The sequence below is a fragment of the Streptomyces sp. CB02400 genome, assembly GCF_001905725.1.
GTDB classification, from domain to species: domain Bacteria; phylum Actinomycetota; class Actinomycetes; order Streptomycetales; family Streptomycetaceae; genus Streptomyces; species Streptomyces atrovirens.
Window position 1 is genome coordinate 38196 of the sequence record NZ_LIWB01000010.1, and the last position, 22562, is coordinate 60757.

Consider the following 22562-nt stretch of genomic DNA (forward strand, 5'->3'; position numbering starts at 1 on the left):
CGCGTCTACCTCCATCGTAGGTCCGGGTAGCCCGCCGGTCAGGAACACCGGCCGCCTCTGCCTCGCACCCTCCGCCACCCCGACCGGCGAGAGGACGTCGGGCGCCGAGTCCCGGAGACTCCCGGGGACAACGTCAGGGCCGTGCTTCCGACCCGGACCCACTGTCGTTCGGGAAGGGTCCCGTGCGCATCAGTCATACGACGGCGGAAAGCGAGCAGCCCCCCGGGGTGCGGCGGCCTCGAAGCGCCGGTCTCCGAGGCACGCGCCGATGCGTGAAGACCCGGGTGGCGGATATTAAGTCAATCGACTGCTCCGGGAACGGCGCGACCGCTCCGCTCGGGAAGGCCGGCTCCGGTAGGTGCGGGGCCTTCTCCCAGCGTGGCGAGCGCTGCCGTCAGTGCACGGCGGCTGGTGATCCCCAGACGTGGGTAGATGCGGTACAGGTGAGCCCCGACGGTGCGGTGAGATATGAACAAGCGCTGTCCGATCTCCCGGTTGCTCAGTCCTTGTGCGGCCATGACCGCGATCTGCATCTCCTGTGCCGACAGGTGGATACTGCTGTCCGCGGACCGCTGTCTGCCGGTTTCACCCGCGGCACGCAGTTGTTCACCTGCCATCTCCAGCCAGGGCCGGGCTCCGATCCGCTGGAACTCGTCCCGGGCCAGGCGCAAAGGCTTGCGGGCCTCCACGCTGCGTCGCCGACGGCGCAGCCAGCGACCGTGATGGAGCTGCAGTCTGGCCCTGGTCAGCGTCCAGCCGGCGGGGAGCGCGCCGAGCGCGGCGACGTAGTTCTCCTCGGCGGTCTCGTCCGGGCTCAGCACGGCGGCGGCGTAGGTCCGTGCGACCGTCATCATCTCCGAGGGCAGCTCGCGGGCGAGCTCCGGCAGGTCGGCGAGCAGCTCCCGGGCCTGTTCGACCGTACCGGCGGCGACGGCGGCGTCCGCCAGGTCCGAGACCAGCAGCCAGCGGCAGACGGAGTGATAATGCGGGTCACCGGGTTCGAACGCGGCTGCCAGGATCTCGTACGCCTCGGTGACACGGCCGTCGAAGAGCGCGAGCAGACCGTCGACCTGCTGGGCTCTCGCGGCGGCGAACGGCATACTGGGAAAAAGGCGGTGGGCGCGCATCTCGCGGATCGTCCGCGCGGAGTCCTCGGTTTCGCCGCGTAGGGCGGCCACCAGACCGACGTTCGCCTTGAGACTGAGCCACATGATCCATTCGCCTGTTTCCTCGGCCAGAGCGAGACCTTCGGCCGATTCCTCACGCGCCTGACTGAGCTGGCCGAGATAGGACCTCGAGTAACTGGCGGCCAGGGAACGGGCGAGCAGTCCGAGCCGACCCTGCGACCGCCAGGCCGTCACCGCGGGGGACAGATAACCGACGGCGCGGGTGACGTCGCCCAGGCCCATGGCCCCGCTACCGAGAAAATGCATGCTCCGGCCGTCCTTGTGAGCCGGCTCCAGGGCATCGAGCCGCGCCAGCACCTCCGCCCCGTACCGGTAAGGCTGCGCGTAGGCCCGTACCGTCAGCACATGCGGGGCGTCGGGTTCGGAGTCCCAGCGGTCGAGTTCGGCTGTGACCCGGGCCCGTACCCGCGCGTCGCCGTCCTGGAAGAAGCACCGCGCCGCAGCACGCCACAGCAGGTCCTTGGCGACGTCCTCGGCTTTGGCGTCGAAGGCACCCGCGGCGGCCTTGACCATGTCCTCGATGCGCCGTTCGGGGGCGCCCGGCTCGAACGCGGCACTGTCGGTGACCACCATGAGCCGGGCCCGCTCCACTGGCCCGAGCGCGTCCATGTCGGCGCGGTCCAGGAGCAGATGGGCCGTGATGCGGTCGTTGATCTCGTCGGCCAGCTCCGCCGCTCGAATCAAGATGCCCGTCCGTCGACGCGCGTCCCGCACGAGATCGGCCGCCTGGCGCAGGGCCGGAACCGCGGCCGCTATCTTTCCTCGGGCCTGAGAGGTGTCGGCGAAACGCTCGAGTCGGCCGGCGAGCGCGTCGTCGGGCCCGATGGCTGCTGCCGCCTGGTGGACGAGCTGCCGGTCCGGCGCGTCGTCCAGCGCTGCGGCGAGGGCGCTGTGCGTCCCCAGACGGTCGGCGAGCGGGGACCGCGTGTAGACCGCCGAGCGCATCAGCGGATGCCGGAACTCAGGCGTACGCCCGTTCAGGACCACAAGGCCGGCGTCGATCGCTTCTTGAAGCGCGTGCAGGGTGACCGGCGAGCCGCAAAGACCGCTGGAGACGTCCAGAAGGGTGCTGAGCGGTGCCGTCGGCTCGCTGGCCAGCGTCAGCAGCAGTGACCGGCACTCCCTGCTGGCCGAGTCGGTGCGTGCCGCGAACGCGGCTTCCAATCGCTGAGTCAGTGGCAGGTCACCCGTCTGCCCCGGACTGCGTCGCACCGCCTTGGGCAGCTCCACCAGAGCGAGCGGGTTCCCCACGGCGCGGTCCAGGACGAGCGTGCGCAAGGAGACCGGCAGGTCCGGCGCCTCCGCGTCCAGCAGCTCGGCGGCGGCTTCGGGGCCCAGTGGGTCCAGACGCATGTCCGGACGGACACCCATGCTGTACTCCGCAGCGGAGTCGACACGGGCGGCGGCGAGGAGCAGGATCGGCAGGTCGCTCGTACGCCGGGCGACGAACCGGAGCACGTCCCGGCTGGAGGAGTCGACCCACTGCAGGTCGTCGGCGAGCAGCAGGAGGGGCTGCCGGTCGGCCGCGTCGGCCAACAGTTCCAGTACGGCGAGTCCGACCCGGTGGACGGGTGGATCAGCCTCCGTGGCGCCGAAGGCGCCGTTCAGGGCCCGCTGATGTGGGTCCGGCAGGTTCCGGATGCCACGAGAGGCGGGCTGCAGCAGCAGTTGCAACGCGGCGTAGGGCAACCACTGCTCGGTCTCGACCCCGGAGGTGCGAAGCACCCGGAAATCACGCCGTGTGGCTTCGTCCGCGACGGCACGCAACAAAGTCGACTTGCCGACCCCCGCGGAGCCGTACGCGAGCAGCGCGGTGCCCTGCCCGCCCGCGGTGTTCCGCAGGAGCCCGTGGAGGACGCGCATTTCCCCGTCGCGGCCGATCACCGCCTGCACTCCCCTACCAGTCCCCGCACACTGCTCGGCACCCGTCGACCAGGCCCGGAGTGCCACCGGCGTCCGAGGTGCGTGTCCTTGGCGGGCCCCCGGCGCGTGCCGTGAGCACGGCGCCCGGCATCACGGATCCGCACCGGCGGCGCAGGCACTGACCCGGCCGGGTGTTCCCAGTCGATCACGTTCAACGTCCCCCATAGCACCACATCTCGCGCCACGTGCAAGAGCGTCGAGACTCCGGCGATCCCTAGCATGCGTCGTGTCCCGGCGACATCGGTCGAGTGACTCTCGGATGACTCGCCAGGCAGTCGGCCCTTAAGGTATACCGGCCAAATGGCCGGACTGAAGGGGTCTCTGCCATCGAACAGCCGGGCTCGCCGGCCGGCTGTCGGCGCGCACGGGGACGGAGTCGGTGCCCGAAGGGCGAGGGAGCGGCCATCCGGTGACGGTCGTCCCTGCTCGCGTCGGTGCCGGGGGACGCCCGCGAGGGGACGTGTCGGTGCACGGCCGACGGCCGTCGACATGACCTCCGCGCGGAACGGGGGCTGTGGAGGGTGTCGTTGTTCTTCCTGTGGGAGAACGCGTACCGCGCGGGCGCGACCGTTGCCGTGGACCGCGCTTCCTCCTGCTCGCCCCTCACGGGGGATCGGACCGGCCGTTCCCGGCGCGGGACGACCAGGCCGGTGCGGGGGTGGGTACCGTCACCGCGGATTCACACGCTCCGCTTCAGTCGTCCGCGGGCCTCGGCAGCAGGGCACCGTCGACGTACAGATCGACGTGCTCGTTGTAGAACGCGGTCATCCCGGCGATGCGGTTGGCTTGGACGGTCGGGAAATCGTAGGTCCAGGCGATGTCCTCGTGAGAGGCGACGTCACCGTCGAAGGACCAGTAGCTGCTCGTCGTCCCCTTGTACGGGCATCGGGTCACCGTGTCCGAGTGCCGCAGCGAGCTCCAGTCGACGTGCGTGCGGTCAAGGTAGTAGCGGGTCGGAAGGCCGGTCTCGAACAGCTTCACGCAGCCGGGGGCCTCCGCCAGCACGACACCGTCCACCTCCACTCGAATCCTGCTGTCCGAGCGCAGGGCGTCCACGCGTGAATACGGGCTCCTCGGGTGGACGAAGACCGGCTCGTCCTCTTCGAACCAGGAGTCCAACGCTTCCCACTCGAAGCGCACGGTGTCGTGCAGGGGCCTCGGAGCGCGCTCACCCCACACCCATGCCGCGCCCGTGCGGACCTCGGAACCGACCTGCAGTGTGTGCCGGTGCGCGGGACCGGCTCCGAGTTGCTCCGTGTGCTTGTCGTCGTGGAGCACACCGTCCACCAGATCCTCGATCGGAATGCTGTACTGAGGGTAGGCCTGCCATTCCCATACGTACAGTGCGCGACGGGTGTCGAAGGCGACACGGCCGCGGATGAGCCCTCGGATGCGGCGCGGTACGGGTTCGACGTGCCCGACCGGCACGATCAGGCTCGGGTGCAGGACGCTTTCGGATGCCATGATGATCACCTTGATCGATTCGATGATGTGCGCTCGCGGTCTCCGCGCCCACGGGCCGGGACCATGCCTTCCGGTAGGCGGCCCCGACCCACTCGTTCGATGCCGTCGGATGCGTCCGGCCCGTCCTCCAGGAGGGTGGCACTTGGAGGGGCGCGCAGTCCTGGCGACACGTGCAGGCGTCGCACGGCGTCGCGGATCCGGTGCATCCCCAGGGCTGAGCCGACGCCGGCGGTGGTGGTGGCGAGCCACGGTCGAGGGGTGCTGCGGTGCGCATTCTCGTGCATCGCTCGAGCGGCTCTCCGGAACCGCCGGGCGGAGTTCGCGGGCTGCCGTCTCCCCTACGACCGGACAGACGCCGCGGGTGTGACGCGTCGTCGGCCGCGCCTACTCGGAGGTCGTACGCGCCTCGCCCGGCAAGACCTCGGCTCAGGGACGAACGACACCGTACGCGCGCCGCGCGGTACAGGGCGGACCACGGTCAGAGCACCCGTGCCGTGCGAGGCACGGGTTCCTCTCGAATCCGCCGCAGGAACCGGGTGTCCTCGGCGTCGACCGCGCGGGCCGCCTCGAGCACGACCTGCCAGCTCCCGGCCGGCACGACCACGGCGCCGGCGGCGTCACAGAACACGTAGTCCCCCGGGACCACGGACACCCCCGCGAACTCGACGGTGCTGTTCGCGGCGTACGGCATCACCGTGTCGCCGCCCCAGCGGGTGGACTCTCCCCTGCACCAGGTGGCGAAGTCGTAACGGCGTAGCTGCCGGAAGTCCCGAAGCCGGCCGTCGGCCAGCACTCCGGCAAGACGGTGGTTGGCGACCCGGGACAGTTTCGTACCGCCTCCATGGGACACCTGCGGGTGACCACCGCTGGAGAGCACCAGCACCTTTCCGGCCGGGTCCGCGCCGACCGCCTCGTAGAAGAAGTCGGCGAAGGTCTTAGACGCCTCTTCCACGTCGTCGCGCCAGGGCATGAAGGACACGGTCGCGGCCCGCCCGAACAGGACCCGCTCCGGATCCGGGCTGACCAGCGGCAGTACATGGGCTGGGTGACGGTGGACGCGGCCCATGGCGTCCACCAGGGCAGCACTGCCGAGAGCCGCCAACTCCGCCACGAGGCCGCCCCCGCGGGCGTCGTCCGGTCCCGCGCCGATCGCCGTCGGCCGGCCGTCGGGGTGTGTGTGGTGGGGCATTCTTCCTCCTGGGCCGTGGACGTGACGGTACACAGAAAGCGACCGGGCGGGCGACGCATGTGTGACATGGCGCAGGTGCCGGCGCGGGTCCCGACGGTGGGCGTCGCCTCCCGGTTCGCGAGGGCCGTACCGTCCGCACGGCGCAGGGGCGTGCCGCCCGTACCCCGGAGGTGGCGCCCGTGACGGGAACCGACACTCCACCGCCCACGTGACCACCGGGTCGATGGCCTCGGTCGGCTGTCCGGGCGCCCGATGGATGACGCGCGGGCTCGCGGAGACCGCCGCTTCGCTCACGTCACCCGCAACGGGAGCGAAGCGGCGGCGAGCGAGCAGCGTCGGCCGGCTCATTCGACGACGGCTGCCGAGGGCTCCTCTCCGTGTCGAACGGCACCACCGGAGACGAAGGCCTCCCGAGGGTGCTCGACCGAGGCGAGGGAGACGATGTCCCGGCCGTACAGGAAGGCGGTGATCCACACGGCGAGGACGCGGGCCTTGCGCTCCCAGCTCGGCACGGCCAGGACGTGGTAGCCCCGGTGCATCAGCCAGGCGGGGAAGCCCTTGATCACCAGGCGCCGGTACTGGAAGATGCCCCGGCCGAGGCCCAGAGTCGCGACCACTCCCAGGCTGTGGTGCACGTAGTCCTTCGTCGGCCGACCACGCAGCGAGGCCACGATGTTCTTCGCCAGGCGCTTGCCCTGCCGGACGGCGTGCTGGGCATTGGGGACCGTGCGGGCGCCGGGCGGTCTCGCCGCGAGGTCGGGCACCGACGCGTCGTCGCCCGCCGCCCAGACGTCCGGCACGACTTCGGCGTCCGTGCCGACGCGGAGGTCCGCGCGGACGGTCAGCAGGCCCCGCTCGTCCACCGGGAGGTCCGTGTGGTTGTGCACGATCGGGTTGGACGCGTTGCCCGCCGTCCATACGATCAGGCCCGAGTCGTACGCGACTCCGTCGGAGAGTTCGACGTGCCCGTTCTTCGCGGAGACGAGCTGGGTGTTCAGGTGGACCCACGCACCTCGCGCCTCCAGTGACCGCACCACCCACTCGCCGGGTTTGTCGGTGACTTCGGGCAGGATCCGTCCGCGCGCCTCGACCAGGTGGAAGGAGAGCTCCTGCCTACCGATCTCCGGATAGTGCTTCAGCAGCGCGCCCGCCAGGGCCAGCAGTTCACCGAAGCCCTCCACCCCTGAGAAGCCGCCGCCGACGACCGTGATGGTCAGCAGCTTCCGGCGTTCGGGGCCATGCGGGAGAGTCGCCGCACGGTCGAACGACGTGAGCAGCCGGTCGCGGATCGCCACGGCCTCCTCGACGTGCTTCAGTCCGAAGGCCTCCTCGCTCAGTCCCGGGATGGGAAACGTGCGGGTGACCGCACCCGCCGTCACGACCAGTACGTCGTAGTGCAGGTCGAAGTCCGGCCCGGCATCCGGGCGGACCGTGACCGTGCGCGCGGCGTTGCGGATCTCCGTCACCGAGCCCGCGATCAGCCGGGTGCGGTGCAGATGCCGCCGCAGCGACACCGCCGCGTGCCGGGCCTCCACCGATCCGGCGACCACCTCGGGCAAAAACGGCTGGTACGTCATGTAGGGACGTGGGTCGACAACGGTGACGCGCGCCTCGCCCGGCCGCAGCTTCCGCTCCAGGCCCCACGCGGTGTAGAAGCCCGCGTAACCACCACCCACGATCAAGATCTCACGCACAGTGTCCCCTGTCCCTCTGGGCTGCCCGGCCAAAAAGGCCCTCCATGGCAAGGACCGTTCAGAACCGCTGGGTGTGACGAGCGCGACTCGCACGATGAGGCCGACCGCCGATGCGTCGCCCCGCCCGGCTTCACCGGCTTCAGGACCGCCCCGTCACTCCCCGTCAGGTCCGGTCCGTTCGACAGGATCTCCACGACGGACGGCGTGTTGTTGTGACAACACACCGAACACCCGATTCCCCGAAGTCGGTAAGCAAAACCTGTCACACAACAACAAGCTGCAGGGTCTATGAGGGCGGAAGCGATCGAAGCAAACGTGTCGTTCGGTGACAAAGCCCTCCGTCATTGCGATGGAACACTGTCCGCGAAGGCACCGTGTGATCACCTCCACTGAGCATCGGTATCCGGAGGAACGGAGTCAGCGGCGCATGCACCCCCCAACGCCCCCCGCGAACAGCAACCTGGACGAGGCTGTTTCCGTCTTCGTCGAGCTCCGTCCGCGCCTCTTCGGCATCGCCTACCGCGTGCTCGGCAGCGTGGTCGAGGCCGAAGACGTCATGCAGGAGGTCTGGCTGAGATGGCAGAGGACCGATCACTCGACGGTGAACAGTCCTGTGGCCTTTCTGTCGAGCACCACCACTCGACTGGCCCTCAATGTGGCGCAGTCCGCCCGGTTCCGTCGAGAGACCTACATCGGGCCGTGGCTTCCCGAACCGATCGACACGAACAACGATCCCGCGCTGGGTGCCGAGCGTGCGGAGGATCTGGCGTTCGCCCTCCTCCTGATCCTGCAGAAGCTGACCCCGACCGAGCGAGCCGCGTACGTGCTGCGTGAGGCGTTCGACTACGCCTACACCGACATCGCGGACATTCTCCAGCTCACTCCGGTCAATGTCCGGAAGATCGTGAGCAGGGCCCGCAGACACGTCTACGCCGACCACGGGGCGGCCGTGGAGACGCAGGAACACCGGCAGCTCCTCGACGCCTTCCTTTCCGCGGCCCGGACGGGGAACACCTCCGAGTTGGAGGCCGTACTCACCCCCGGCGTGTCGACGGGATGAGAGCCTTCACCGACGCGTTCGCCGGCGTCGCCACGGACGAATCGGCCCGCGCCAGGGCCGGCGAGGTGTCACCGGTGCTGCGACACTCGACAGGTCACGGATGCGTGGCGCTGGGCTGATTCCAGGAGCGAAGTTTGTCGGGATTGAGGACGACCCAGACCTGGACGACGCGGTGATCAGCGATATCGAGACTGATGACTGCGACCACTTGCCGGTTGTAGCGCACCACAAGACCGGGCCGGCCGTTCACGGACCGGGTCAGCAACGTTGCAGGTGAGCGCCGGTCCAGCAGCCTCATCAGGCTGCGGGCCACCTCTCCCCTGCCGTGCACTGGTTTGATGGCCGCCCGGACCTTGCCACCGCCGTCGAAGAACGCCGTGACATCGGCCGCCATCAGGGAGGACAGGAGCGCGTCGTCCTCCGTCGCGCATGCCCGGCGCACCGCGCGCGCCACCGCGTCGTACTCCGCCGGAGAAGTGGGCCTGGCGCGTCTGGCCCGCAGGCTCTCCCGGGCCCGAAGGGTCAGTTCGGCGATCTCCGGCTCCGTCTGCCCCGTGACGTCGGCGACCGTGCCGGGCTCCATACCGAAGACCCCGTTGAGTACGAACGCCGCCCGCTCCACCGGAGAGAGGGAATCCAAGGCGTTGAGCAGCACCTCGCTGATCTCGTCCTCCAGTTGACTGTGATCCGCGAGCCCGGCCGCCGGGTCACCGGTCGCGGATGGATCCGGCACGGCCAACCGGGCCAAACAGATGCCACCGGCCACCTTGGCGAGCCATGAACGCGGAGAGGGGATCCGTGCCCGCTCGGCATCCGCCAACCGGTACCACTGCCGGTAGGTCTCATCGACCACGCTCTCCGCCGCAGCGCCGCTGCCCAGCATCCAGTAGGCGATGTTCAGCAGGTGTTTCCGCTCGTCGAGCAACTCCGAAATGGGAACTGCGTCCTCGGCGCGGTCCTCCATGTGGCTTCCCTCCTCTCGTCCGGTACCGCCTCACACGCCCCCGCGGCAGTCCTCCGGGCGATCCGGTCCTAGCGCAGCAGCCGACAGCGTCCTCCCCCATTGGCGCCGGAGCATGCGTCGCCGTGTACATCCAGAGTACGAGGACCCCAACACATCATCGCTCCCATCGGCAACCTCCACACCGCACGGGTTCTCATGGTGTCGTCTCCTCCGTCGGTTCGACAGCTAGACCGGATGGAACAAGATGTTGTGACATCTGACTCTTCACGCCGTGACCGGAGCTGCCCGTACGAGGAAACATCGGTGAGGGACGTGCCGACGGCGTCGACGGGTGTCGCCCGTGGCCATCACCTCTGAACGCTCTCCGGGCGGACTTCGCATCCCACAGGCGGCGTGAGGGGGCTCCACTCGACGGGCCGCCCGGAGACCGCCGATCGCTGTTCCTGCGGACCTGTCACAAATCCCTTGGCTGCCCTGTCAGCTCCTCGGTGGTGCGTACGGCATCTGAGCGCACCTTGTTCAGTGAGAGGGAAACAGGCATGTCAACTGCTCGTGACGATCGCAACGGCCATACGGATCCAGCCGGCGTCGGCGTCTCCCTGGCCGCTGAGGCGGCCCTGCTCGAGGCCCGCCTGCGCATGCTGAGCGAGGCACTGCACGAGGTCGACACCCGTATCAGGGTGGTGTCGGACAGTCTGTACAAGCTCCGTAACTCCGCCCCCGCCCGGGACGACGAGAAGCGCAGCCACCCGTAAGCGCCCGCTCTTCCGCGGGGACACGACCGGCGGTGACCAGCAGTCCGTCGCACGGTTCAGACGCCCGCGTGCGCGCTCCAGTGCGACTCCAGGGCCGCCGCCACATGAGCCGGCCGCTGGAGCACGGTCCAGTGGTTGCAGTCCAGTTCGACGACCTTGACCGCGTGCAGTGCTTCACCCAGCTTCCGGCCGAACTCGACCTGGCAGGCCGGGTCGAGCACCCCCCAGAACACCATGCACGGCGCCGAGACCCGAGCGAGCCCGGGTTCCCATTCCGCGCCCACGGTCAGGGCGGAACGATAGAGCCTGAGAATGCTGTCCTTCATCGGAGCGTCGATCCGCGCGGCCGTCTCCCTCGCCTCCTCGGCGGGCAGGTCGAAACCCCGCGTCAGGTCACGGGCGAGAGGCACCGCCTCCAGTCGGTCCATGTAGCGGTCGCCCTCGACCGGGTCCTGCCATGTCGCGGCGAGCGGATGCCAGACGTACTCCGAACTGACGGGGCCGCTTCCCCCCGCCCAGGTGCGGACCAGATCCGGTCGCACGGAAGCCACCCGGGCGGTGAGGATGCAGCCCCAGTCGTGGCCGACCAGGTCGACCGGCTCACCGATCCGCTCCAGCCGTTCGACGAGCCAGTCGACGTACTCCTCCTTGGTGGAGCCGAAACCTTGAGGTCTCGGTGCGCCGAAGCCGGGCAGGTCCCAGGCCTCCACGTCCGTCCGGGAGAGGTGCCGACGGACCGGGCCCCACAGGCGGTGTGTGTCAGGGACGCCGTGGATGAGCACTGCGGGCATGGGAGAACTCCTTCACCGTTGATCGATCACGGGAGCAGCGGCGACCAAGTGACGAAGCGTCGCACTCGACCCTACTGCGAAGAAAGACACTCTGTCACACTGTGTTGCGTCGCCCACCGCCTGGGGATCCGTGAAGGGCGGGGCTGGACCGGCGACTGGTGGCGGCGCCCGCGCGCGACACCGGACTCGCCCGGACTGCCGATGCGCGGCACCGAGGCGGAGGCGCCATGTGGCCCGTCCCGGCGTAGTAGTTGTCACATATCCGCCGAGTGCTCGGTCTCCTGGAGGGACCGTCACTCGGCCAGGAGGACGTAATGGAACCGCGTCTCGACTTCTTCGGCAGCCCTTTCGCAGAAAGACACTCAAGCACATCAACTCGGCGAGCAAGGCCGCCTCGGAGTCAGGCGTGCCCACGGCGACTCAGGAGCTCGTGAGGATCCGCGCCAGCCAGATCAACGGCTGCGGTTTCTGCACGGACATGCACACCAAGGACGCCGCCGCAGCGGGTGAGACCCGGCAGCGGCTCAACCTCGTCGCCGCGTGGCGGGAGGCCACGGTCTTCACCGGTGCCGAACGTGCCGCGCTGGAACTGTCCGAGCAAGGCACCCGCGTCTCGGACGCGTCGGGCGGCGTCACCGACGAGGCCTGGGCGAACGCGGCCAAGCACCACGATGAGGAGCAACTCATCGCACTGCTCCCCCTCATCGCCCTCATCAACGCCTACAACCGCATCAACGTGATCAACCAGCAGCCCGCCGGCAGCTACCGGCCCGGACAGTTCGGCTGACGAACCGGTCCGGGCCGGAACCCCCCTCCATCGACAACCCAAGGACCAGCACCACCATGCAGGCAACCGCACACATCGGCGTGACCGGACTCGGCGTGATGGGCCGCAACCTGGCCCGTAACTTCGCACGCCACGGATACACCGTGGCCGTCCACAACCGCACCGCGGTCCGCACGCGGGCACTCATCGACGACTTCGGCCACGAGGGGGCGTTCGTCCCGGCTTCGACCGCCGAGGAGTTCGTCGCGGCGCTCGAGCGCCCCCGACGTCTGATGATCATGGTCCAGGCCGGCGCGGCCACGGACGCCGTGATCGAGGAGTTCGCTCCGCTCCTGGATCCGGGAGACATGATCATCGACGGGGGCAACGCCCACTTCACCGAAACCCGCCGCCGCGAGGCGGCCCTGCGGGAACGCGGTGTCCACTTCGTGGGCGCCGGCATCTCCGGCGGCGAGGAGGGTGCTCTCAACGGCCCGTCGATCATGGTGGGCGGCTCCGCGGAAGCCTACGCCGTCCTCGGTCCGATGCTGGAGGACATCAGCGCGAAGGTCGACGGCGAACCCTGCTGCGCCCATCTCGGCACCGACGGCGCCGGGCACTTCGTGAAGATGGTGCACAACGGCATCGAGTACGCCGACATGCAGCTGCTGGCCGAGGCCTACGACCTCCTCCGCCAGGTCGCGGACTACACCCCGGACGAGATCGCGGACGTCTTGCGGGCGTGGAACCGCGGCCGCCTCGACTCCTACCTGGTCGAGATCACCGCGGAGGTCCTCGCGCACACCGACACGTACACCGGCGGCCCGTTCGTGGACGTGGTCGTCGACGAGGCGGGCCAGAAGGGCACCGGCCGCTGGACCGTGCAGACGGCGCTGGATCTGGCGGCACCGGTCACCGCGATCGCGCAGGCCACCTTCACCCGCGCCGCGTCCGGGCGGCAGTCCCTGCGCGAGGCCTACCGAGGCCTGCCCGGCGGGATCAGGGTACCGCTGAGTCGTACCGAGGCCGCCCGGTTCGTCTCCAAGGTCGAGAACGCCCTGTACGCCTCGAAGGTCATCGCCTACGACCAGGGCTGGACGATGATCCAGAGCGCGGCCGCCGAGTACGGCTGGGACATCGACCTCTCGACGGTCGCCCGGATCTGGCGGGACGGCTGCATCATCCGGGCGGCGTTCCTCGACCGGGTCCGCTCCGCCTACGCCGCCGACCCGGGCATGAGCAGCCTGCTCGTCCAGAAGGACTTCGCCGAGGAGATCGCCCGGACACAGGTGCCCTGGCGGGAGACGATCGTCACCGCCACCCGCCGCGGCGTCCCCGCCCCGGCCTTCACGGCGGCACTGGCCGCGTACGACACCCTGCGTGCCGAGCGTCTGCCCACGGCTCTCATCCAGGGCCAGCGGGACTACTTCGGCGCGCACACCTATGAGCGCGTCGACGGCCCCGGCACGTTCCACACCCACTGGGGCGAGCCGGGCCGTCCGGAAACCCGGACCGGTGAGTCCCCGCAGAAGGAAGCCTAGCCTCACCGTCTCCAGGACGGACGAGGCTGGTCCACGCCACGGACGAGGAACGCGCCGAGTTCCCGCAGGAGCACGACTCGTGCTTCGGGGACCGACCGGCGACTCGTCAGAAGGGACATGAGTCCATGCCGTATGAGATTGCCGCTGTTCTTGACGCCGGCCCCGCGGACGGAGTGGATCCGGACGAGTTCGTCAGAGCCGCCGTGCGGTGGCACTTCGACCCCGAAACCGGTTCCCCGTACTGGCTGGACCGGGCCGGGCGACTCGGCTTCGACCCGCGTCGGGACGTCCGGGGGGTGGCGGATCTGGCGCTCTTCCCCGACCTGACGCACGAGCTGCGGGACGTACGGGCCACGGACCTGGTCCCGCGAGGCTACGGCACCCGGGCCCGGGTGCTGAACGTCTTCGAGAGCGGCGGAACGACCGGAGCGCCCAAGCGGGTCGTCCAGCTCGATGACTGGATGCGGCACAGCTCGGACCAGGTCGCCGGCCGGCTCAGGGCACACGGCCTGCCCGTCGGTGCCCACTGGCTGACCGTCGCCCCCACCGGTCCGCACCTGGTGGGCGACGTGCTTCAGCGTGCGGCGGCCGGCCTGGGCGGCCCGGGACTGAGCATCGACATGGACCCCCGGTGGGTGAGGAGCCTGATCGCGGCGGGGAGGACCGAGGAGGCCGAGGCCTACACCGACCACCTCGTCGAGCAGTGCCGACGTGTCCTGCTCAGTCAGGACATCCGCGTCCTCGCGGCCACCACTCCGCTCCTGGAGCGGTTCGCGCGCGAGGACGACCTGCTGGAGATCATCAACGGCAAGGTGGAGGCGATCGTGTGGGGCGGTACGCACATGGATCCCGACACACGTGACCTGCTGAGCACCGAGGTCTTCCCCGACGTGCGGCTGATCGGCATGTACGGCAACACCATGATGCTCACCGCACTGCTGGAGCGGGTCGGTTCGGCGGCGTCCGACCCCTGTGTCTTCGATCCGGTCTCGCCCTACGTCTTCCTGTCGGTCGTGGACCCGGTCACCGGAGAGCGGGTGGAGGTGGGCGAGCGGGGTCGGGTCGTGGTCAGCCATGTCAGCAGGTCGATGCTGATCCCCAACAACGCGGAGCGGGACACCGCACTGCGGGTCCGGCCGGCCGAGGGTCAGACGGGTGACGCCGTCGCGGACGTGGCTCCGGCTCCCACGGTCGCGGGCGAAGCGGTGATCGAGGGCGTGTACTGATGGCGGCCGTACCGGATTCCGGCACGGTGCACCTGGACGCGCTCGGGCCCCGGGGTGCCTGTCGCACCCGCGTGCCGGACGTGGTGACGGACGTGACGGGCGCCGAGGTGGCACGGCTGAGCACGGTGCCCCCGGTGTTCGTCACGCGTGGCCTGGCCGCCCTGCGCAAGGCCGGGCCGGTCCCGGCCGCGGACCTCGACGCGATACTGGCCGCGGCGGCCGACGCGTTCGTCTCGGACACGGTCGGCGGCCTGGGCGTGCGGGAGTACGAGTCGCTCGTGAGCCGCACCTCGGGCACTCCCCTGCCGGTGGTGAGAGCCTCGACCCGGGGAACGGCTCGTTTCGTGCAGGAGGCCCGTAGGTCCGCCGGCCGGGGCAGGCCGGTGGGTGCCGCCGCCGACCGCCGTGACCCGGCCGTGCGGGAGGGCGGTGCCGTCTGGACACGTCGCGGAGACGTCTTCGCCGTGAACGCCTCCGGCAACCACCCCGGCGTCCACCGGTTGTGGTTGGAGGCGTTGGCGCTCGGCTACCGTGTCGCCGTCCGTCCCTCCCGGCGCGAGCCGTTCACCCCGCACCGGCTGGTCGCGGCGCTGCGCGGAGCGGGCGTGCCCGACGACCGGCTCGTGCTGCTGCCCACGGACCACCGGGGCGCCGAGACCCTGGTGCGCGGAGCCGACCGCGCCGTGGTGTACGGCGGCGACGACGTCGTGGCCCGGTTCGCGCACGACCCACGGGTTCTTCCGCAGGGACCGGGCCGGACCAAGATCCTCGTCACCGCTGACACGGATTGGCGTGATCATCTGGACATGATCACCGGGTCGGTCGCCGACGAGGGTGGCACTGCGTGCGTCAACGCCACCGCGGTGCTCGTCGAGGGCGACCCGGCGCCGCTGGCCGAGGCCCTGGCGTCCCGTCTGTCCGCGTTGCCCGGCCTGCCTCCGCAGGACGAGCGCGCGGTGCTGCCCGTCCAGCCACTGGACCGGGCCCGCGCTCTCGACGCCCACCTGCGCGCGGTGGCCGAGGGGACCCGGGCACTGCTCGGCGGGGAAGGGATCGTCGACGATCTCGGGGACGGCAGTGCGGTGCTCCGCCCTGCCGTTCACCAGGTCGCCCACGCCCGCGCGCCCCAGTTGAGGACCGAACTTCCCTTTCCCTGCGTGTGGGTGGCTCCCTGGAGCCGCACGGACGGCATCGCCCCGCTGCGTGACACGCTGGTTCTGTCGGCTCTGACGGGTGACGGCACTCTGGTCGACCGGCTGCTCGCGGAACCCACTATCACCAACGTGTATCTCGGCGGGCATCCGACCTACTGGATGGCCCCGGGCGTGCCCCACGACGGCTATCTGTCGGACTTCCTGATGCGGAGCAAGGCCGTCATCGGTCCCCCATGACGGCCTTGCCCGGCGTCTGCGGCGTGGCACCGGAGGCGCCTTCAGTGCGGCATCAGCAGCATGACGAACGTGCCCAGAGCCATCGAGCCCTCCCAGAAGCGGGCGTAGATCTGCCGCATGGCCGAGGCGCCGGTGCCGTGTGACGTCGGCTCGGCACCGCGCAGCCCGGGCATGTCCCGGGTCAGTAGCCACAGCGCGTACGCCAGCAGGAACAGTGCGAGCGCCGCGACGACGCCCTCCCCCGCTGCCGATTTCCCGGCGAGGTGGCCGGGATGGGCGGCGTGGTGCACCGCCGGGACCCCACCGGCCGGTGTCCCGTACGACGAGGCCGTCATGGTGTGGGTCATCCAGGCCATCGCGGCCATCCCGGCCGCAGGGGGCAGCCGTCCGGCGATCGCGCCCGGCCGGAACGGCCGGCGGCCGGCGGCCTCGGACAGTGGAAACCACAGCGCGGCGGCCGCGAAGAAGACCACCTGCGGCGGCTCCAGGAGTCCGCGACCCCAGCTCCACGGCATCGCCGCCATGGCCGTGGCCATGGCGGCGTGCAGAAGGTGGTCGACGCACAGGCGCCACCCCGGGCACCGGGACCGGACGGCCTGCCGCAGTTCGCGGACCGCCACCGCCGCGAACAGGACGCTGAGCATGCCGTACACGGTGTCAGTGGCACTCATGAACCTCGCACCTCGACCGGTCCGTACGGGTGGGGCCGCGGGTCAGGCGGTGGGGCGAGGTGCGCGCAGGTGCGCGCGCCGGGCCAGTTCCTCCTCATCGACCAGCTCGAGCATGGGCTTGCCGGGCGCACACATCATGGTCACGACGAACCGGGTGCGAGCGTCCGTCAGCGCGTTGCCGTCCTGGTAGTGGATGACGTCACCGCCCGGCTCCCAGAACGTGCCGCCGGCCTCGACGATGCGCTCGGGCTCGCCCTCGAGTTCGAAGCGGACCGCACCCTCGATGACGTACCCGAAAGCGGGTCCCGAGTGGCGGTGCGGCGGGGTGCCCGGGTCGCCCGGCTCCCACTCGACCTCAATGGTCATCGCCGAAGCGCCTTCGGGAACGGTGATCGGGGAGGCGTCCTGCAGCATCCTGGCCGCGGTCATCCAGCTCGCCCCCTCCTCGTGATCACCGGCTCCGTGCGTGTGCGCTGCGTGGTTCTCGGACACTGTGGTGCACCTTCCGTCATTCTCCCAATGGGTTCCTCCGCGTTGACCGGACACGGGGCTGATCTGTGACACCCCCGGCCATGGACGCACAAGGTCGCTGCAGCACTGCGGGCGGACGCGTGCCGGTGGTGGGGGCGTGGTGTCCACCGTCACCGCCACGCAGGCACCGGCCGCTACTCCCCGACAGGGGCCGGCGGAAGTCCGAGACCACGGCCACGTGCGGCAGCGGGACTCGGCCCCGGCGGCCCGGTTGCTCGCAGACGCCCTTCGGCGGCGGAGCGAGCCTTGTCGCAGGACGGCGACGAGCGCCGGTGGACGTACTGTGCGCCGCACCGGACCACTGCGACCGCGTACCGGTCCGTTTGTGTCACGGACGCGGCTTGTGGTCGGTCTGGTGGACATGCACTCCGCCATTTCAGAAGCACCGACCCGCGGGCCGCTGCATGACGACTACGCGGTCACCGCGGAGTTCTACGACGTGCTGCAGGCCGAGCACGACGAGACACGCGTCCGAGGCCTCTACGGTCGCGACGTGGCCGACGCACGGGTCGGAGTACTCGATGTCGGGGCCGGGACCGGACGGGTCACGGTGATGAGCCTGGGCGAGTCCCACGTGGGTGTGCACGCCGTCGAGCCCGCGCGAGCCATGCGCGCGTCCTTGATGACGCGTCTGACCGCACTGTCACGGGACATGAGGGAGCGGGTCACCGTGCACCCCCATGTGCTCGAGGAAGCGGCGCTGCACGAGGTGGCGGACGTTGCGATCTGCCACAACACCATCGCCTGTCTCCCACCCGAGACGCGGCGGGCACTGTGGCCGGCCCTCGCCCGGGCGCTCGTTCCCGGCGGTTCGCTGGTCCTTGAGCTCCCACCCTCCCGCCTTCCGGACGGTGACGTCGTACGGACTTTCCCCGAGCAGACGATCGGGAGGCACGTCTACGGGGGGCACATGGTGATGTCCGCCGTCGACGACCGCATCCGCACCCGCTGCCACTACTGGGTGCGGGAAGCGGAAGAATTGCTCACACAGCACACGGAGACCTTCTGGATGTGGCCGGCCACTCGTGCCACGGTGCTCGGTGAACTGGCCCGGCAGGGCTTCGCCCCCTTGCCCCCTCGGAAGGATCCGGCCGTCCTCGCGGTGGTCAGGGAGCGGTCGTAGCAGCGCCCGTCCTACGCTCCTCGCCGCGGTCCGTCCGGTCGGACGCCTCCCGTGGGACGCCGGGGAAAGCCTCCAGGGGCCCGGTGTCACAAGTGCGGCCCCTTGTCGGTCGGCTGGTTGTGCGAAGTGCGCGGCAACCTCAGATCAGAAGGACAAGCGACGTGACGACAGTGATGAGTGATGCGCCCGGCCCCGACCCCGACCGCGTGGACGGCTGTTCCGGGCAGGGCGGGACTCTCGGTACGGGAGTCTCCGGGTGACCGAGCGCATCAGGCTTCCCGACCTGTCCACGGACAAGGACTTCGACGGCGAGGCCTTCTCCGCCATCTACACAACGACGGTGACCGTCGATGGCGGCGTGGCTTCCCACGGGCGTGCTTCCGGACGGGCGCGGTCGGACGACGGGGTACTCGACCTCGACCTGCGGATGCCCGCTGAACTCGGTGGTGACGGGCACGGGACCAATCCCGAGCAACTGTTCGCCGCCGGCTTCGCGGCCTGTCTGCACGGGGCCTTGAGCCTTGTGGCGAGGCAGGCGGCGCTGGATCCGTCCGTGATCTCCATCGAGGCGACCGTGGCGTTCGGCCGGGATCCGGGAGACGGCGGATATCTGCTCCGCGTCGATCTGGTGGTCAAGTGGCCCGGCGTCGCACCGGATGTCGCCAAGCCGCTCATCGAGAAGGCGGACTCGCTGTGCCCCTACGCCAGGATGGCCGGTGAGGGAACGCCGGCGACCGTGACGCTGGCTCCTTAGGACCGGACCGGCCGAGCCCGCCGCCGCCCGGAGCGGGACAGGTGGGCGCGGTCGGTCCGGGCCCTGGCGACCGGGGCGGCCTACGGATGTCACAGAAGACATGGACTCCCGGTCAGTTGAGCGAGGGCCCGCTGTTCTCAGCATGCGACTTCCGAGAAGAGGAACACCGTGTCACCAGTGAACACCTTCGTGATGGTCGGAGGCGGCCTCGCCGCGGGCAGGGCGGCGCAGGCGCTACGGGAGCACGGCCACACCGGTCCGCTTCTCGTCATCGGCGACGAACGGGAACGGCCCTACATCCGCCCGCCCCTTTCCAAGGGGTACCTGCTGGGCGAGGAGGAGCGCGACTCGATCTTCGTGCACCCCGAGGACTGGTATGCCGAGAACGGAGTGGATCTGCTCCTGGACACCAGCGTGCGATCAGTCGACCCGCGGGCCAGGGAAGTGGAACTGGAGAACGGCCGCCGCATCTCTTACACCGGGCTGCTGCTGGCCACCGGCTCCTCCCCGCGACGCCTGCGGGTTCCGGGAGCCGATCTCGAGAACGTGCTGTATCTGCGCCGGGTGGGCGACAGCGAGCGGCTCAGGACCGTCTTCACCGAGGGCTCGCGCATCGTGGTGATCGGCGACGGCTGGATCGGACTGGAGACCGCGGCCGCCGCACGCACGGCGGGGGCGGAGGTAACCGTGCTCGGACACTCCGATCTGCCGCTGCTCAAGGTGCTGGGCCGGGAGGCGGCCGAGATATTCGCCGGCCTTCACAAGGATCACGGCGTCCGTCTCCTGCCCCGCGTCGAGGTCGAACGCATCACCGGGACGAAGGGGCGGGTGGACGGGGTCCTGCTCGCCGACGGGACGCGTCTCGCCGCGGACGCCGTCGTCGTGGGCATCGGCATCACCCCCAACGTACGACTCGCCGAACAGGCGGGCTTGGAGGTGCGCAACGGCATCGTCACGGACGAGCACCTGCGGACCACGGCGCCGGAGATCCACGCGGCAGGCGACGTCGCCAACGCCTATCACCCGTTCCTCGACCGCCATGTGCGCGTCGAGCACTGGGCCAATGCCCTGAACCAGCCGGACACGGCCGCGTTGTCCATGCTCGGCCAGGAAGCCGTGTACGACAGACTGCCGTACTTCCACTCGGACCAGTACGACCTGGGCATGGAGTACACGGGCTTCACGGAGCCCGGCGGTTACGACCGCGTCGTCTTCCGCGGTGACACCGGTCAGCGGCGTTTCATCGCCTTCTGGATGGCGGGCAACCGTGTACTGGCGGGCATGAATGTCAATGTCTGGGATGTCGTCGATCCGATCCGCGCCCTGGTCCGGTCACGAGCCGACGTCGATGACAGGCTTCTCGCCGATCCCGACGTCCCCCTCGCCAGTTTGCTGCCCTGACCCGGCCCACCCGCCCGCCGGTCCACGCATCCTCCGTCCGCGGCCGGTGTGCCACCGGCGGGGCATCGTGCGGTCGGCACGGTGCCGACCGCCGGATGTCATGGCCTCACCGGGCCGCCGGCCTCGGACCGGCTCACGGGGGAGGCGGCCCTGCCCGTCCGAAGGGCTCACCGTACAGCCGCCGTCAGCGGCCCCGGTGACCGCGTATCTCGGCATCCCTTTCGACATCTCGACGGACGCAATGCCGCCGAGTGAACCGCCGGCACCTCGGCAGCGGCACACCGTCCGCGACACAGCTCGTGTCCGTTCGGCCGCCGTGTCACAAATGCGGCTACCACCCTGTCATTCCCAATGACGAACACATGCGAAGTGCGGAACAGCGTCTCGCCGCACTCCGAGAAGAATGGAGAGGATCCAGATATGAAGGTTGTAGTCATCGGCGGAACGGGCCTCATCGGCTCCAAGCTGGTCGCCAAGCTCGGCGAGCACGGTCACGAAGCGGTGCCGGCGGCGCCCAACACCGGCGTCAACACCCTGACCGGCGAGGGCCTGGCCGAGGTCCTGCAGGGCGCCTCCGTCGTGGTCGATGTCTCGAACTCTCCTTCGTTCGCGGACGACGACGTGATGGAGTTCTTCCGTACGTCGACCACCAACCTCCTCAAGGCGGAGGCGGAGGCGGGTGTGACCCACCATGTCGCACTCTCCGTGGTCGGCACCGAGCGCCTCCAGGAGAGCGGCTACTTCCGTGCCAAGCAGGCACAGGAGGAGCTGATCAAGGAGTCCGGCATTCCGTTCTCCATCGTCCACGCGACGCAGTTCTTCGAGTTCATGAGGGGCATCTCGGACGCCGCGACCGACGGCGACACGGTGCGTCTGGCGCCCGTCAAGATCCAGCCCATCTACTCCGACGACGTGGCCGCCGCTGTGGGCCGCACGGCCGTCGGCACGCCCGTCAACGGCGTGGTGGAGGTGGCCGGCCCCGAGGCGTTCCAGCTGGACGAGCTGGTCCGCAACGCGCTTGCCGCCAAGAAGGACCCCCGCAAGGTCGTGGCGGACCCGAAGGCCCCCTACTTCGGTGCGCAGCTCCAGGAGACGACCCTGCTTCCCGGTCCCGACGCGCAGCTCGCCGAGACCCGGATCGCCGACTGGGCCGCCGCCCAGCAGCGGTAAGCGACGGCAGAAACCAGTTCAGCCGGGGTGGCCCCTGTTTCCGGGGGCCACCCCGCTCGCTACCGGCGTGTCGACACCGACCCACCTCTCTCCCACCGTCACGAAAGGAGCGTCCCGTCATGCTCAGGAACGACACGAACAACACCCTCACCGAGGCCGGACCGTACGACGCACTGACCGGCGCCTACGTCATCGACCCGGTCCACAGCACGATCGGCTTCTCCGTCCGGCATGCCATGGTCTCCAACGTCCGGGGGAAGTTCGACGCGTTCGAAGGGCTTCTCACCATCGACGGCTCCCGGCCGGAACGGTCGGAGGCCTACGTAAGCGTCCAGACGCAGAGCCTGAATACGGGCATTCGGGACAGGGACGCCCATCTCACGGGTCCGGACTTCTTCGATTCCGCGACCTTTCCCCTGATGGCTTTCCGCTCCACCAGGATCGTGCCCGTCGGGGACGACGTCTTCCGCCTGGCCGGCAACCTGAGAATCAAGGACGTCGAGCTGCCCGTCGAGCTCGAGATCACCCTCGGTGGTGCCGGCCAGGACTCCTACGGGCAGCACCGGATCGGTTTCGAGGGCAGGGCCACCCTGCAGCGGTCCGACTGGGGGCTCACCTGGAACGCCGCCCTCGAGACGGGTGGCCTCCTGATCAGCGACAAGGTGACGCTGACGCTCGACATCTCGGCGGTGCGCCAGGAACAGGCGCAGGCTGCCGCCTGACACACGGACTGCCTCTCGCACACCAGACACCCGTCCGCCGGGGTCTGGTGTGCCGGTCGTTTCGGGGGCTCCCACCAGGCCGGGCCTGGCTTCGGGCTCGGCATCTCGCCTCCTGCCGCTCGGCGCTGCGTCGAGCCCTCCCGGTCCGGGCCCCGGGTCCGTGCGCAACTCGGCTCCGACGGGCCTCTCGCGCCCTCGTCCGGCAGACGGCCATCGCCCCGGTTGCCCTCCCCTGCCTT

Annotated in this window: 17 protein-coding genes and 2 pseudogenes; 11 read left to right on the top strand and 8 right to left on the bottom strand. The window is 69.9% G+C overall.

Annotated features, from left to right (window positions below):
• Nucleotides 1-299: 299 nt before the first annotated feature.
• The 4 genes from AMK33_RS23380 to AMK33_RS23395 form a co-directional block, all read right to left on the bottom strand.
• A complete protein-coding gene (locus AMK33_RS23380; protein ID WP_079194941.1) occupies nucleotides 300-3071 on the bottom strand; it encodes an AAA family ATPase in 2772 nt (923 codons plus the stop codon).
• 732 nt (nucleotides 3072-3803) lie between these two features.
• On the bottom strand, nucleotides 3804-4574 hold the full coding sequence (locus tag AMK33_RS23385) for a DUF427 domain-containing protein (RefSeq protein ID WP_073935109.1): 771 nt from the start codon (nucleotides 4572-4574) through the stop codon (nucleotides 3804-3806).
• 478 nt (nucleotides 4575-5052) lie between these two features.
• Nucleotides 5053-5763 carry an RraA family protein gene (locus AMK33_RS23390; protein ID WP_079194936.1) on the bottom strand — a complete coding sequence of 237 codons (711 nt, stop codon included), beginning with the start codon at nucleotides 5761-5763 and terminating at the stop codon, nucleotides 5053-5055.
• Between the two features lie 344 nt (nucleotides 5764-6107).
• Nucleotides 6108-7457 (bottom strand): NAD(P)/FAD-dependent oxidoreductase, encoded by a 1350-nt coding sequence (locus AMK33_RS23395; protein ID WP_073934899.1) that lies wholly within the window; start codon nucleotides 7455-7457, stop codon nucleotides 6108-6110.
• 427 nt (nucleotides 7458-7884) lie between these two features.
• On the opposite strand from AMK33_RS23395, the pseudogene AMK33_RS23400 reads away from it, so the two are divergent.
• Nucleotides 7885-8499: pseudogene (locus tag AMK33_RS23400) on the top strand (sigma-70 family RNA polymerase sigma factor); the annotation flags it as partial.
• A 112-nt stretch (nucleotides 8500-8611) separates the two neighbouring features.
• Here the strand turns inward: AMK33_RS23400 and AMK33_RS23405 are convergent.
• Nucleotides 8612-9481, bottom strand: coding sequence for a sigma factor (locus AMK33_RS23405; RefSeq protein ID WP_073934900.1), 870 nt, complete (start codon nucleotides 9479-9481; stop codon nucleotides 8612-8614).
• A gap of 539 nt (nucleotides 9482-10020) precedes the next feature.
• Here AMK33_RS23405 and AMK33_RS23410 point away from each other — a divergent pair.
• On the top strand, nucleotides 10021-10236 hold the full coding sequence (locus tag AMK33_RS23410; protein WP_073934901.1) for a hypothetical protein: 216 nt from the start codon (nucleotides 10021-10023) through the stop codon (nucleotides 10234-10236).
• 56 nt (nucleotides 10237-10292) lie between these two features.
• On the opposite strand, the gene AMK33_RS23415 is transcribed toward AMK33_RS23410, so the two are convergent.
• Nucleotides 10293-11027: an alpha/beta fold hydrolase gene (locus AMK33_RS23415; RefSeq protein WP_073934902.1), complete on the bottom strand. Its 735-nt coding sequence runs from the start codon at nucleotides 11025-11027 to the stop codon at nucleotides 10293-10295.
• 314 nt (nucleotides 11028-11341) lie between these two features.
• On the opposite strand from AMK33_RS23415, the pseudogene AMK33_RS23420 reads away from it, so the two are divergent.
• The 4 genes and pseudogenes from AMK33_RS23420 (at nucleotide 11342) to AMK33_RS23435 (ending at nucleotide 15951) form a co-directional block, all read left to right on the top strand.
• Nucleotides 11342-11814: pseudogene (locus AMK33_RS23420) on the top strand (carboxymuconolactone decarboxylase family protein).
• 56 nt (nucleotides 11815-11870) lie between these two features.
• On the top strand, nucleotides 11871-13334 hold the full coding sequence (gndA, locus tag AMK33_RS23425; protein ID WP_073934903.1) for an NADP-dependent phosphogluconate dehydrogenase: 1464 nt from the start codon (nucleotides 11871-11873) through the stop codon (nucleotides 13332-13334).
• 125 nt (nucleotides 13335-13459) lie between these two features.
• Complete coding sequence (locus AMK33_RS23430) at nucleotides 13460-14560, top strand: phenazine antibiotic biosynthesis protein (RefSeq protein WP_073934904.1); 1101 nt, start codon at nucleotides 13460-13462, stop codon at nucleotides 14558-14560.
• Complete coding sequence (locus AMK33_RS23435) at nucleotides 14560-15951, top strand: aldehyde dehydrogenase family protein (protein ID WP_073934905.1); 1392 nt, start codon at nucleotides 14560-14562, stop codon at nucleotides 15949-15951. Before AMK33_RS23430 ends, AMK33_RS23435 begins: the two co-directional genes overlap by 1 nt.
• Before the next feature lie 41 nt (nucleotides 15952-15992).
• On the opposite strand, the gene AMK33_RS23440 is transcribed toward AMK33_RS23435, so the two are convergent.
• Complete coding sequence (locus tag AMK33_RS23440) at nucleotides 15993-16622, bottom strand: DUF5134 domain-containing protein (RefSeq protein ID WP_073934906.1); 630 nt, start codon at nucleotides 16620-16622, stop codon at nucleotides 15993-15995.
• A 42-nt stretch (nucleotides 16623-16664) separates the two neighbouring features.
• Nucleotides 16665-17114, bottom strand: a complete 450-nt coding sequence (locus AMK33_RS23445; protein ID WP_073934907.1) for a cupin domain-containing protein — start codon at nucleotides 17112-17114, stop codon at nucleotides 16665-16667.
• Nucleotides 17115-17514: 400 nt separating this feature from the next.
• Between AMK33_RS23445 and AMK33_RS23450 the strand changes: the two genes are divergently transcribed.
• From AMK33_RS23450 to AMK33_RS23470, 5 genes are all read left to right on the top strand, one after another.
• The gene (locus AMK33_RS23450; protein WP_073935111.1) at nucleotides 17515-18276 is read left to right on the top strand and encodes a class I SAM-dependent methyltransferase; all 762 of its coding nucleotides are present in this window, start codon (nucleotides 17515-17517) and stop codon (nucleotides 18274-18276) included.
• Nucleotides 18277-18532: 256 nt separating this feature from the next.
• Nucleotides 18533-19030 carry an Ohr family peroxiredoxin gene (locus tag AMK33_RS23455; RefSeq protein WP_073934908.1) on the top strand — a complete coding sequence of 166 codons (498 nt, stop codon included), beginning with the start codon at nucleotides 18533-18535 and terminating at the stop codon, nucleotides 19028-19030.
• Between the two features lie 192 nt (nucleotides 19031-19222).
• The gene (locus AMK33_RS23460) at nucleotides 19223-20431 is read left to right on the top strand and encodes an NAD(P)/FAD-dependent oxidoreductase (RefSeq protein WP_073935112.1); all 1209 of its coding nucleotides are present in this window, start codon (nucleotides 19223-19225) and stop codon (nucleotides 20429-20431) included.
• A gap of 420 nt (nucleotides 20432-20851) precedes the next feature.
• On the top strand, nucleotides 20852-21601 hold the full coding sequence (locus tag AMK33_RS23465; protein ID WP_073934909.1) for an SDR family oxidoreductase: 750 nt from the start codon (nucleotides 20852-20854) through the stop codon (nucleotides 21599-21601).
• 119 nt (nucleotides 21602-21720) lie between these two features.
• Nucleotides 21721-22323 carry a YceI family protein gene (locus AMK33_RS23470; RefSeq protein WP_073934910.1) on the top strand — a complete coding sequence of 201 codons (603 nt, stop codon included), beginning with the start codon at nucleotides 21721-21723 and terminating at the stop codon, nucleotides 22321-22323.
• Nucleotides 22324-22562 lie beyond the last annotated feature (239 nt).